We start from the raw sequence: 12,411 nt of genomic DNA, 5'->3' as shown, positions 1-12,411 counted from the left end.
GGAGAATACCCATGAGCAGTTGCAACGACCGAGTCGTGGTCATCACTGGCGCCGGCGGCGGCCTGGGCCGTGCCTACGCCCTGGCCTTCGCCGCCGAGGGCGCCAAGGTGGTGGTCAATGACATCAACCGTGACGCCGCCGAAGCGGTGGTCGCGCAGATCCGCGAGCAGGATGGCCAGGCCATCGCCAACAGCAATGACATCACCTGTTACGAAGATGCCGGGCGCATCGTCGCGGCGGCGCTGGAAGCCTTCGGCGGCCTCGACGTGGTGGTGAACAACGCCGGCATCTGTCGCGACCGCATGTTCGCCAGCCTCACCGAGGCGGACTGGGACGCGGTGGTGGCGGTGCACCTCAAAGGCCACTTCTGCCTCTCCAGCCACGCCGTGCGCCATTGGCGCGAGCAGGCCAAGAACGGCGTGAAAGTCGATGCGCGCATCATCAACACCAGCTCCGGGGCAGGCCTGCAAGGCTCGATCGGGCAGTCCAACTACGCCGCGGCCAAGGGGGGGATCGCCTCGCTGACCCTGGTCCAGGCGGCCGAGCTTGCGCGCTACGGCATCACCGTCAACGCTTTGGCCCCGGCGGCCCGCACCGGCATGACCGAGGGGGTGTTCGGTGAAGCGATGAAAAAGCCCGAGCAGGGCTTTGACTACTTCGCCCCGGAGAACGTCGCGCCGGTGGTGGTGTGGCTGGGCTCGAGGGAGTCGGCTGGCGTGACCGGGCATATGTTCGAGGTCGAGGGCGGCAAGCTGTCCATCGCCGACGGCTGGCGGCGCGGGCCGCTGGTCGACAACCAGGGCCGCTGGGCCGTGGCCGAAGTGGGGGCGGCGGTGGGTGAACTGCTTGAGCGCGCGGTGCCGGCGCAGAAAGTCTACGGCAGCTGATTCACCTGTTTCGCCACGTGGGCGGGACCGCACCACATGCCAGGGTGGTGCGGTTTTTTTTCGTCTGGAGACCGGGCAGAGATCGATCAGGGCTGCTCCGCAGCCCTTTCGCGGCACAGAGGCCTAGTCCACTTGGCCGATTCCCCCGGCCCGGCATCTGGCCACACTCAAGCCATCCGGGCCAGACGAGTAGAAGACGCCGCGATGGACTTTGCATTCAGCGACGAGCAGGAAATGATTCGCGCATCGGCCGAGGGCTTTCTCGCCGATGTTTCCGACTGTGCCGCCGTGCGGGCAGCGATGGTCAGCGAAAACGGTTACGACACCGACCTCTGGCAACGCTTGTGCAGCGAAATGTACTGGCCTGCCATCCATATTCCCGAAGCCTATGGCGGCTTGGGCCTGGGCTTCGTCGAGCTGGCCATCCTGCTCGAGCAGATGGGCCGGCGTCTACTGTGCTCGCCCTTCTTCGCCACGGCCTGCCTGGCCACGCCGGCACTGCTGCTAGCCGGTAGCGAAGCGCAGAAACAGCGCTGGCTACCCGCCATTGCAGAGGGCCGCGTGCGTGGCACCCTGGCCTTTGGCGACGGCGGTGCCTGGATCTTTCAAGGCATCGGCGTCACGGCCACGCCCGAGGGCGATGGCTATGTGCTCGACGGCGAATACGCGCAAGTGATCGACGGCCACAGCGCCGACCTGCTGGTGGTCGCGGCGCGGCTGGCTGGCAGCACGGGCGAACACGGCATCGGCCTGTTCCTGGTCGAGGCCGGGCAGGCGGGCCTGGCCCGCCAGTGGCAGCCGACCATGGACCAGACCCGGCGCCTGGGCCGTATGTGTTTCACGCGCTTGTACGTGGCTGCGGATGCGGTGCTCGGCGAGGCCGGCCAGGCCTGGCCGCAGTTGCAGAACGTGCTGCGCCTGGCCTGCGTGGGCTTGGCTGCAGAGCAGGTGGGCGGGGCCCAGCAGGCGCTGGATTTGAGCGTGGCCTACCTGCAGGAGCGCCAGCAGTTCGGCCGCCCCTTGGCCAGCTTCCAGGCCCTCAAGCACCGCGCCGCCGACATGATGTTGCAGGTCGAGTGCGCGCGCTCGGCGAGCTATTACGCCGCTTGCGTCGCCCAGGAAGCGCTGGACCCGGCAGGTGATGCGCAGGTGGCCGCCGAACTGCCGCTGGCCGCCGCCCTGGCCAAGTCGCAGTGCTCCCAGGCGTACTTCCACTGCGCCGCGGAGTCGATCCAGCTGCACGGCGGCGTGGGCTTCACCTGGGAATACGACCCGCATCTGTATTTCAAGCGTGCCCGGGCCAGCGAGAGCTACCTCGGCGCACCGGCCTGGCATCTGCAGCAGATCGCCAACGTGATTATCGGGGAGCAGCCATGAAGATCCGTTTCAGTGAGCAGGACGAGCGTTTCCGCCAGGAGATCGCCGACTGGATGGCCGCCAACCTGCAAGGCGAGTTCGAGGCCCTGCGTTTTCGTGGCGGCCCGGGCGATGAACACATGTTTCCCGAGGAACGCAAGGCCTGGGAGCGCAAGCTCGCCGCAGGCGGTTGGACCTGCGTGGGCTGGGCGCCGGAGCATGGCGGGCGAGGGCTTTCGATCAGCCAGCAGGTGATCTTCCACGAAGAGTACGCCCGTGCCGGCGGCCCTGGCCGCATGGGGCATATCGGCGAAGGCCTGGCAGGGCCGACCATCGCCGCCTTCGGCAGTGACGAGCAAAAGCAACGCTTCCTACCGGGCATCGTCCAGGGCACCACGTTCTGGTGCCAGGGCTATTCCGAGCCGGGCGCAGGCTCTGACCTGGCTGCGGTGAAGACCCGCGCCGCCCAGGACGCCAACGGCGACTGGCTGATCAATGGGCAAAAGGTGTGGACCTCGCTGGCCCACGAGTCGGACTGGTGCTTCGTGCTGGCCCGCACCGAGCCGGGCAGCGTTGGTCATCATGGCCTGTCGTTCCTGCTGGTGCCGATGGACCAACCGGGTATCAGCGTGCGGCCGATCGAGCAGATGACCGGCACCTCGGAGTTCAACGAGGTGTTCTTCGACGATGCGCGAACCGACGCTGGCAACATCGTCGGCCAGCCGGGCGAGGGCTGGAAGATCGCCATGGCCCTGCTGGGTTTCGAACGCGGGGTGTCCACCCTCGGCCAGCAGATGCAGTTCCAGAACGAGCTCGACGAAATCATCGCCATCGCCCGGCGCAACGGCGCCGACCGCGACCCACACCTGCGCCAACGCCTGAGCGAGGCGTGGTGCGGTCTGCGCATTCTGCGCTACAACTCGCTGCGCATGCTCTCCGGGCCTCAGGACGGCTCGCTGCGCCGCGAGGCGACCATCTACAAGCTGGGCTGGTCGAGCTGGCACGCCAACCTCGGCAAGCTGGCCATGGACGTGCTCGGCCCGCAGGCCGAGCTGCTCGAGGCCGCCCCCTACCAGCTGAGCCGCCAGCAGTCGCTGTACCTGTTCAGCCGCGCCGACACCCTGTACGGCGGCAGTAACGAGATCCAGCGCAACATCATTGCCGAACGCGCCCTGGGCATGCCCCGGGAGCCGCGGCCACGCCCCTGATCGAGGAGTCTTTGCATGTCCGTTCCACACTATGTTTCCGGCCACGGCCTGCTGCGCGGCAAATCGGTGCTGATCACCGCCGCCGCCGGCTCCGGCATCGGCTTCTCTGCGGCGCTGCGTGCGGCCGAGGAGGGCTGTCGGGCCCTGATGATCAGCGACATCCACGAAGACCGGCTTGGCGAAGCGGTGGCGCGTATCCGCGAAGCCACCGGCCTGCAAGCCGTGCATGGGCAACTGTGCAACGTCACCGACGAAACCCAGGTGCGTGAGTTGGTCAATGCCGCCGAGCGCGAGCTGGACGGTGTCGACGTGCTGATCAACAATGCCGGCCTGGGTGGCTCGCGCGCCCTGGTGGAAATGCCCGACGAAGAATGGCAACGGGTCATCGACGTGACCCTCACCGGCACCATGCGCATGACCCGCGCCATGCTCCCGCACATGATCGAACGCCGTGCCGGAGTCATCGTCAACAACGCCTCGGTGCTCGGCTGGCGCGCGCAGAAGCAGCAAGCCCACTACGCTGCGGCCAAGGCCGGGGTCATGGCCCTGACCCGCTGCGCCGCGGTGGAGGCGGCCGAGCATGGCATCCGCATCAACGCGGTGAGCCCGAGCATCGCCATGCACGACTTCCTCGCCCGCTCCGCGCCCCAGGCGGTGCTCGACCAGCTGGCCGCCAACGAGGCCTTCGGCCGCGCTGCCGAAGTCTGGGAGGTGGCCAATGTGATGATGTTCCTGGCCAGCGACTACAGCTCGTACATGACCGGCGAAGTGCTGTCGGTTTCCAGCCAGAGGGCCTGAGCATGACGCGAATCTTCGAGACGCCCCAGGCGCTGCACGAGGCGGTGGGGCAGGCGCTGGGTCACAGCGACTGGCTGTTGGTGGACCAGGCGCGCATCGACCTGTTCGCCGAAGCCAGTGGCGACCACCAGTGGATTCACGTCGACCCGCAGCGCGCAGCCCAGGGGCCGTTCGGCGCCTGCATCGCCCACGGCTACCTGAGCCTGGCCCTGGTCAACCTGTTCCTGCCGCAGATCATCGAGGTGCGCGGCATCGCCATGGGCGTCAACTACGGCTGCGAACGCGTGCGTTTCCCCTCGGTGGTACGCGTGGGCTCGCGGGTGCGTGGCAGCGCCATGCTGTTGTCGACCGAGGCGGTCGGCAGCGGGGTGCAGGCAGTGATCCGCGTCAGCGTCGAGATCGAAGGCCAGGAACGCCCTGGCTGCGTGGTCGACACCATCAGCCGTTATTACCCGGCGTAAGCCGTCCAAGGAGTTGAGCATGAACGAAGCAGTGATCGTGTCCACGGCGCGCACGCCGATCGGCAAGGCCTTCCGTGGCGCCTTCAACGACACCGAGGCGCCGACCCTGGGTGGCCATGTGGTGGCCGAGGCGGTGCGCCGCGCCGGCATCGCGCCGGAGGAAGTGGACGATGTGATCATCGGCGCCGCCGCCCAGCAGGGCACCCAGGCCTACAACCTCGGGCGCCTCTGTGCCACCGCCGCCGGCTTGCCTGCCCAAGTGTCCGGCATGGCCGTGGAGCGCCAGTGCGCCTCGGGCCTGATGAGCATCGCTATCGCCGCCAAGGGCATCCTCTGCAACGAGCTCGACATTGCCGTGGCCGGTGGCCTGGAGTCGATCTCGCTGGTGCAGAACAAGCACAAGAATACCTACCGCAACCAGTCCGCGCGGGTGCTCGAACGTGACCCCACGGCCTATATCCCGATGATCGAGACCGCCGAGATCGTCGCCCAGCGCTATGGCATCAGCCGCCAGGAGCAGGACGCCTACAGCCTGCAGAGCCAGGTGCGCACGGCTCGCGCTCAGCAGGCCGGGCTATTCGACCTGGAACTGGCGCCACTGACCACGCACAAGTTGCTGGTGGACAAGGCCACTGGCGAGAGCCGCCATGAAGCCGTGACCTTGCGCCAGGACGAATGCAACCGCGCCGATACCAGTGCTGCCAGCCTGGCGGCCCTGGAGCCGGTGTGGGCGGGTGGCCAGTGGACCGGGGCTGGGCAATTCATCACCGCCGGCAACGCCTCGCAACTGTCCGATGGCGCCTCGGCTTCGGTGCTGATGAGCGCCCGCCTGGCCGAGCAGCGTGGCCTGCAACCGCTGGGCATCTACCGTGGATTGGCGGTGGCCGGTTGCAATGCCGACGAGATGGGTATCGGGCCGGTATATGCGATCCCGAAGCTGCTCAAGCGCCATGGCCTGAAGGTCGATGACATCGGTCTGTGGGAACTCAACGAGGCATTCGCCTGCCAGGTGCTGTACTGCCGCGACACCTTGGGTATCGACAACGAACGCCTCAACGTCAACGGCGGCGCCATCGCCATCGGCCACCCGTTTGGCATGTCAGGGGCGCGGATGGTCGGGCATGCGCTGATCGAGGGCAAGCGCCGGGGCGTGCGTCATGTGGTGGTGAGCATGTGCATCGGTGGCGGCATGGGCGCCGCAGCGCTGTTCGAGGTGGCCTGATATGGGGTTGCCTACGCCACAGCAGGTGCAAGCCATCATGCAGCGCTATGTCGAACTGGTGGATGCCGGGGATATCGATGGCATCCTGCGGCTGTATGCCGAGGACGCCATCGTCGAAGACCCGGTCGGCCAGGCGCCGTTGCAGGGCCTTGACCGGATCGCCGAGTTCTACCGCCAGGGTTTGGGGCAGATGAAGGTATCCGCGTGCCTCACTGGCCCTGTACGGGCCACCCATAACGGCTGCGGCGCCATGCCGTTTCGTGTCGATATGCAGTGGGACGGGCGGGACTGCTCATTGGACGTGATCGATGTGATGACGTTCGATGAGCGCGGGCTCATCAGCAGCATGAAGGCGTACTGGAGCGAGGTGAACCTGTCCACCCGATGACCTGTTCCGGTTTTGCCGGTGTTCCGGATGAAATCTGCCCAACAGACCACAGGGCGCTGCAGCGCGAAGAGTGAATATCACTTTGGGATGAGCTTCAACGCCCTGCCAGTTTCGTCTTCGTTCTCATTGGCATACCTGAACGTCAAAGCGTATACATTCCCGTAGATATCGGTGATGTCTCCATCCCGCTCTTTGCACTCAGCGGCGAGCTCACTCCCATGGTGGAAGTGAATATTATGTGAATCGAGACACATCAATACGATGACCTGATCCTTGACCGGACTGACGATTGGCGGATCATAATTTATCATCGGGTACGACTCCAATGGTGCAACACCATACCGGCCTAGATTGGGCAGATCGTGTCGGGTGGGGTAGGTTTCTCCTGCATGGGCTGCCACACAGTAGGAGTATTCGGTTTTGTATTGCTTGCCCTGATCCCACCAGAGACCCCGCATGTCGATGAACTTGAGTGGCAGTACCTGTCCGTAAATCCGAGCGCTCACATAGTTGTGGTACACACGCCACCACCAAAAGTCACGCTCGCCACCAAGATCGTAGGCGAGCTTTTCTTCGTTGAAGAAGGTGACGGCCGTCTGGTTCAATGTCTTGGGAATCAGCGTGATTTTACCTTGTATCGCGTCGACCTCGGCGGAGATGTGATCGCCGAACACTGCCCCGAAGTGCCTCTGGACCTTATCGCTGGTCGCTACCCAGATGGAAATCTTCTGGGTGTTCAACTGCAGATCTTCGGCCGTTTCGTTTTGCACGGCAGGCTCGGTTGTGGTTCTGGTCGCGTAGTGGCGAATGAACGTTTCGTCGTATTCGAATAAACCTTCGTCGTGGTAGCTACTCCAGCCATTCAGATCGTCATACCCTACGTCGTGAGGGATGGGGTCGCCAACTGGGCGATTGTTCGCACCGATCTGTATCAGTCGTATCGCAGCCAGATCGGCCTCGCTCAGGAGCACCTGTTGTCCGACGTCGTTACGGGCCAGCACTTCGACGACCAGGGGGATTCGCTGGCGGCTGTTGTTGAACAGCAGATGGGAGCCGGACAGCACCGCTGGGTCATGGTAGATCCGGAAGAACTGGAAATAGGCAATCTTTGACTCGGTATGAGCAAGAGACGGTTGCATGGTCATGTGATGTCCTTTGGATAGGTTCAACAGAGCCATGACTATGCGGATTTTCCGAGCGGGTTATCACTCGTCCTTCTTGCAGGTTATATACGGGCTATCGACCGAGCGCGCGAGGCACGCCATCGTCCGAGTCGGCATTGTGATAGACCGTGAGGTTCGCGCTTCGGCTTATGTGCGGGCACCGTGTTGCTCTCTTGCCGCCTCGAGAAAGGCCGGGCGTTCGCCGCCACCGTGCACCGCCAGGTCGGCACCACTGACGTAGCGGGCCAGGGGGGATGCGAGGTAGAGGCAGGTATCGCCGATGTCATCCGGCTCGGCCAGGCGGCCCAGGGGAATGGTGGCGGCGACCTCGGCCACTTGCTCGGCATCGCCATAATGCAGTTGGGCCTGTTCGGTGAGGATCAGCCCGGCGGTGACCGCATTGACTCGCACCTTGGGCGCCCATTCCACGGCCAGCGAGCGGGTCAGGTTGAGCAGGCCGGCCTTGGCCGCGCCATAGGCGGCGGTGCCGGGGGAGGGGCGGGTAGCGCTGACGCTGCAGATGTTGATGATGCTGCCACCTTCGGCCTGCTCCTGCATCACCCGGTTGGCCAATTGGCACAGGTTCAACGGTGCCAGCAGGTTCAGGCGCACGATCGATTCGGAAAAGCGCGGCGAGGCGCTGGCCGCTTCGGCGAAAGGCGCGCCACCGGCATTGTTGACCAGGACATCGAGGCGACCGAAGTACTTCAGGATGCCGCCTACCAGTTGGTCAAGCTGCTCAAGGTCGCGCACGTCGCATTGCATGAACACAGCCTGGCGGCCCCCTCCGCTGGGCAGCCGTTCCGGTGCCTGGCGGCCACAGATGACCACCTGTGCACCGCACTCGAGAAAGCGCCGGGTAATCCCGCGCCCCACGCCCTTGGCGCCGCCGGTGACCAGGACGACCTTGCCGCGAAAATCCAGTGGGTCTTGCATGGGGATGCCTTTCGTTCGTCAGGAGAATCCCTCGATGCTAGGCGCCCGCTGCCGTCGGGCCTACGTCCAAAGGGACTAGGGGTGTTGTAGTCCTGTCGGACGATGCCGTCTGCCCTGGCGGCTCTGAATAATCCCGGTACAACAACAAGCCGGGAGGTTCCCCATGGGCGCAGCAGCGCAAGGGCACAAGGTCAGGTTGGCGGATGGCCTGCAATTGCACTATCAGGATGTCGGCTCGGGCGAGGCGGTGGTGTTCATCCATGGCAGCGGCCCGGGTGCCAGCGGGCACAGCAATTTCAAGCACAACTACCCGGTATTCGCCGAGGCCGGCTATCGCGCCATCGTGCCTGACCTGCCGGGTTACGGCGCCTCGGACAAGCCCGAAACCGCCTATACCCTGGATTTCTTCGTCCAGGCCTTGCTGGGCCTGCTCGATGCCCTGGATATCCAGCGCTGCACGCTGGTCGGCAACTCCCTGGGCGGTGCCATCGCCATTGCCATCGCCCTGCGCCAGCCGCAACGGGTGGCGCGCCTGGTGCTGATGGCCCCGGGCGGCCTGATGGACAAGGCGCAGTACTACCTGCAGATGGAAGGCATCCAGCGCATGGCCGCCGCGTTCGCCAGCGGCGAGCTGCGTGACGCTGCCGGTATGAAACGCCTGCTCGGCTTGCAACTGTTCGACCCCTCGCTGATCGACGACGACACCGTGGCCGAGCGGGTCGCGGTGGTGGCCGAGCAGCCACCGTGCGTGCTCTCCACCATGGAAGTGCCGAACATGGCCGAGCGCCTGCCGGAACTGGCCTGCCCGATCCTGGGCTTCTGGGGCATCAACGACAAGTTCTGCCCCGTTTCCGGTGTCGACACCTTGATGCAGGCCTGCCGACACATCCGCTTCGTACTGCTCAGCGAATGCGGCCATTGGGTGATGGTCGAGCACCGGGACCTGTTCAACCGTGACTGCCTGGCATTTTTGAAGGAGGGCCGCCCATGAGCGCGCAACTGCGTCGCCAGCACGGCGACGAACTGTACCAGGCCCTGTGCGATGGCCAGACCTTGGCGCCGCTGACCGAGCGCTGGCCACAGATCAGCATCGAGGATGCCTACCACATCTCGTTGCATTGCATCGAGCGGCGGGTGGCGGCCGGCGATCGTATCGTCGGCAAGAAGATCGGCGTCACCTCGGCAGCCGTGCAACGCATGCTCGATGTGCACCAGCCGGACTTCGGCTTCATCACCCGTGCCATGGCTTTCGACAACGGCGCCGACATCTCGCTGGCCGAGAACCGCCTGATCCAGCCGCGTGCCGAGGGCGAGATCGCCTTCGTGCTCAAGCATGACCTGGTCGGCCCGGGCGTCACCGAGGCCGATGTACTGGCGGCGACCGACTACATCACGCCGTGCTTCGAGATCGTCGATTCGCGCATCCATGACTGGCGCATTCGTATCCAGGACACCGTCGCCGACAACGCGTCCTGTGGCGTGTTCGTGCTCGGCCAGGAGCGGGTCGACCCGCGCCAGCTGGACCTGCCGGCGCTGCACATGCGCGTGTTCAAGAACGATGAACCGCTGAGCGAAGGGTTGGGCTCGGCGGTGCAGGGCAACCCGTTGACCGCGGTCGCCTGGCTGGCCAACACCCTCGGCGCCTTCGGCATCCCCTTCAAGGCCGGCGAGGTGATTCTCTCCGGTTCGCTGGTGCCGCTGGAGCCGGTGCGGGCAGGCGACCGCTTTTCCCTGACCATCGACGGCCTGGGCAGTGCCCAGGTGTCCTTCCGAGCCTGATCGAGGAGCAAGGCCCATGAGCCAAAAACTGAAAGCGGCCATTATCGGCCCGGGGAACATCGGTACCGACCTGCTGATGAAAATGTGCCGCTCGGCGTGGATCGAGCCGGTGTGGATGGTGGGTGTGGACCCTGAGTCCGAGGGCCTGAAGCGGGCCCGGGCAATGGGCGTGAAGACCACCGCCGAGGGCCTCGACGGCCTGCTGCCCCATGTGTTGGACGATGACATCCGCATCGCCTTCGACGCCACCTCCGCCTACGTGCATGCGCACAACAGCCGCAAGCTCAACGAGCTGGGCGTGATCATGGTCGACCTGACCCCGGCGGCCATCGGGCCGTTCTGCGTGCCGCCGGTCAACCTCAAGGAACATGCCGCCAAGCTCGCGATGAACGTCAACATGGTCACCTGCGGCGGCCAGGCGACCATCCCCATGGTCGCGGCGGTATCGCGTGTGCAGCCAGTGGCCTATGGCGAGATCGTCGCCACCGTGTCGTCGAGTTCCGTAGGCCCCGGCACGCGGCAGAACATCGACGAGTTCACCCGCACCACCGCAGGTGCCGTGGAAAGCATCGGGGGCGCCCGTCGCGGCAAGGCGATCATCGTCATCAACCCAGCCGAGCCGCCATTGATGATGCGTGACACCATCCACTGCCTGACCGACGACACCCCCGACCAGGACGCCATCCGCGCCTCGGTGCTGGACATGGTCAAGGAAGTGCAGCGCTACGTGCCCGGCTACACGCTGGTCAACGGCCCGGTGTTCGACGGCAACAAGGTGTCGATCTTCATCGAAGTACAAGGGCTGGGCGACTTCCTGCCCAAGTCGGCCGGCAACCTGGACATCATGACCGCTGCCGGCCTGCGCACCGCCGAGATGTTCGCCGAAGAAGCCCACAAGGGCACCCTGCAATTGCCGGCCCGCTGAGGAGAGTGGCGATGAACCTTCAAGGTAAGAATGTGCTGCTGCACGACATGAGCCTGCGCGACGGCATGCACGCCAAGCGTCACCAGATCAGCCTGCAGCAGATGGTGGACGTAGCCACCGGGTTGGACGCCGCGGGCGTGCCGCTGATCGAGATCACCCACGGCGACGGCCTGGGTGGCGCCTCGCTGAACTATGGCTTCCCCGCCCACAGCGACGAGGCGTATTTCAGCGCGGTGATTCCCAAGCTCAAGCAAGCCAAGGTTTCGGCGCTGCTGCTGCCGGGCATCGGAACCCTCGACCACCTGAAGATGGCCCACGAGCATGGCGTCTCGACCATTCGCGTCGCGACCCACTGCACCGAGGCCGACGTGTCCGGCCAGCACATCGGCATGGCCGCCAAGATGGGCCTGGATACCGTGGGCTTCCTGATGATGGCGCACATGGTCAGCGCCGAAAAGCTGCTGGAGCAGGCGCGCCTGATGCAAAGCTATGGCGCCAACTGCATCTATTGCACCGACTCGGCCGGCTATATGCTGCCCGACGAAGTGAGCGAGAAGATCGCCGTGCTGCGCAATGGCCTGGAGACAGGCACCGAGGTCGGTTTCCATGGCCATCACAACCTGGGCATGGCGATCGCCAACTCCCTGGCCGCTATCGATGCCGGCGCGGTGCGTATCGACGGTTCGGTGGCTGGGCTCGGTGCCGGCGCCGGTAATACGCCGTTGGAAGTGTTCGTCGCCGTGCTCAAGCGCATGGGCGTGGAGAGCGGGGTAGACCTGTACCGCATCATGGACGTGGCCGAGGACCTGGTAGTGCCGATGATGGACCAGCCGATCCGCCTGGACCGCGATGCCCTGACCCTGGGTTACGCCGGGGTATACAGCTCGTTCCTGCTGTTCGCCAAGCGTGCCGAGGCCAAGTACGGCATCCCGGCCCGTGACCTGCTGGTGGAGCTGGGCCGTCGCGGTACGGTCGGCGGGCAGGAGGACATGATCGAAGACCTGGCCCTGACCTTGTCCCGCGATCAAGGGCGACGGTGATATCGGGCCCGACCCAATCGCGGGACAAGCCCGCTTGTATGGTGATACTTGAAGGGGTGGTGGGAGCCGGCTTGCCCACAACCATAGAATCTCCCACAGAGGGTCAGCACTGGCCGTTTGTTCTGTGCTCGACAGCACAGCCCAAAGGGCTGGGTGACCTCCCGCAACAAGCGTACACAGGGCCTGTGGGAGCGGGCTTGCCCCGCGATTGGGCCGGGCCCGCTATCACCGCCGCCAAGCAAGGGCTT

General features: G+C 65.2%; 13 protein-coding genes. 11 read left to right on the top strand and 2 right to left on the bottom strand.

Translation table 11 applies throughout. The features are described 5' to 3' along the window. Positions 1 to 11 precede the first annotated feature (11 nt). The 7 genes from ACNFG0_RS19460 to ACNFG0_RS19430 all read left to right on the top strand — a co-directional run bounded on the left by ACNFG0_RS19460 (position 12) and on the right by ACNFG0_RS19430 (position 6,320). Entirely contained in the window at positions 12 to 887 is an 876-nt protein-coding gene (locus tag ACNFG0_RS19460; protein ID WP_416766061.1) for an SDR family oxidoreductase, read from the top strand. Positions 888 to 1,091: 204 nt separating this feature from the next. Then, on the top strand, positions 1,092 to 2,264 hold the full coding sequence (locus ACNFG0_RS19455) for an acyl-CoA dehydrogenase family protein (RefSeq protein WP_416766060.1): 1,173 nt from the start codon (positions 1,092 to 1,094) through the stop codon (positions 2,262 to 2,264). Then, positions 2,261 to 3,451 (top strand): acyl-CoA dehydrogenase family protein, encoded by a 1,191-nt coding sequence (locus ACNFG0_RS19450; protein WP_416766059.1) that lies wholly within the window; start codon positions 2,261 to 2,263, stop codon positions 3,449 to 3,451. The genes ACNFG0_RS19455 and ACNFG0_RS19450 overlap by 4 nt, the downstream gene beginning before the upstream one ends. A gap of 15 nt (positions 3,452 to 3,466) precedes the next feature. Further along, positions 3,467 to 4,249 carry an SDR family oxidoreductase gene (locus ACNFG0_RS19445; RefSeq protein WP_416766058.1) on the top strand — a complete coding sequence of 261 codons (783 nt, stop codon included), beginning with the start codon at positions 3,467 to 3,469 and terminating at the stop codon, positions 4,247 to 4,249. Positions 4,250 to 4,251: 2 nt separating this feature from the next. Beyond that, on the top strand, positions 4,252 to 4,710 hold the full coding sequence (locus ACNFG0_RS19440; protein WP_196143543.1) for a MaoC family dehydratase: 459 nt from the start codon (positions 4,252 to 4,254) through the stop codon (positions 4,708 to 4,710). A 19-nt stretch (positions 4,711 to 4,729) separates the two neighbouring features. Then, positions 4,730 to 5,932 (top strand): acetyl-CoA C-acyltransferase, encoded by a 1,203-nt coding sequence (locus ACNFG0_RS19435; RefSeq protein WP_416766057.1) that lies wholly within the window; start codon positions 4,730 to 4,732, stop codon positions 5,930 to 5,932. 1 nt (position 5,933) lies between these two features. Then, a complete protein-coding gene (locus ACNFG0_RS19430; RefSeq protein WP_416766056.1) occupies positions 5,934 to 6,320 on the top strand; it encodes a steroid Delta-isomerase in 387 nt (128 codons plus the stop codon). A gap of 77 nt (positions 6,321 to 6,397) precedes the next feature. Here the strand turns inward: ACNFG0_RS19430 and ACNFG0_RS19425 are convergent, their stop codons facing one another. Continuing rightward, entirely contained in the window at positions 6,398 to 7,465 is a 1,068-nt protein-coding gene (locus ACNFG0_RS19425; RefSeq protein WP_416766055.1) for a hypothetical protein, read from the bottom strand. Between the two features lie 165 nt (positions 7,466 to 7,630). Further along, on the bottom strand, positions 7,631 to 8,419 hold the full coding sequence (locus ACNFG0_RS19420) for an SDR family oxidoreductase (RefSeq protein WP_416766054.1): 789 nt from the start codon (positions 8,417 to 8,419) through the stop codon (positions 7,631 to 7,633). A gap of 163 nt (positions 8,420 to 8,582) precedes the next feature. Here ACNFG0_RS19420 and ACNFG0_RS19415 point away from each other — a divergent pair, with 163 nt between their 5' ends. Genes ACNFG0_RS19415 through dmpG form a run of 4 tightly spaced genes read left to right on the top strand, consistent with a single transcriptional unit; the run spans position 8,583 to position 12,163 of the window. After that, complete coding sequence (locus ACNFG0_RS19415) at positions 8,583 to 9,410, top strand: alpha/beta fold hydrolase (RefSeq protein WP_196154209.1); 828 nt, start codon at positions 8,583 to 8,585, stop codon at positions 9,408 to 9,410. After that, entirely contained in the window at positions 9,407 to 10,198 is a 792-nt protein-coding gene (locus ACNFG0_RS19410) for a fumarylacetoacetate hydrolase family protein (RefSeq protein ID WP_196154208.1), read from the top strand. Before ACNFG0_RS19415 ends, ACNFG0_RS19410 begins: the two co-directional genes overlap by 4 nt. 16 nt (positions 10,199 to 10,214) lie before the next feature. Next, positions 10,215 to 11,123 carry an acetaldehyde dehydrogenase (acetylating) gene (locus tag ACNFG0_RS19405; protein WP_196143549.1) on the top strand — a complete coding sequence of 303 codons (909 nt, stop codon included), beginning with the start codon at positions 10,215 to 10,217 and terminating at the stop codon, positions 11,121 to 11,123. An 11-nt stretch (positions 11,124 to 11,134) separates the two neighbouring features. After that, positions 11,135 to 12,163, top strand: a complete 1,029-nt coding sequence (dmpG, locus tag ACNFG0_RS19400; protein WP_196154207.1) for a 4-hydroxy-2-oxovalerate aldolase — start codon at positions 11,135 to 11,137, stop codon at positions 12,161 to 12,163. Positions 12,164 to 12,411 lie beyond the last annotated feature (248 nt).

Source organism: Pseudomonas sp. NY15372, assembly GCF_048068215.1.
In the GTDB taxonomy this organism is placed as follows: domain Bacteria; phylum Pseudomonadota; class Gammaproteobacteria; order Pseudomonadales; family Pseudomonadaceae; genus Aquipseudomonas; species Aquipseudomonas guariconensis_A.
This window is presented reverse-complemented; position numbering and strand designations above follow the sequence as displayed.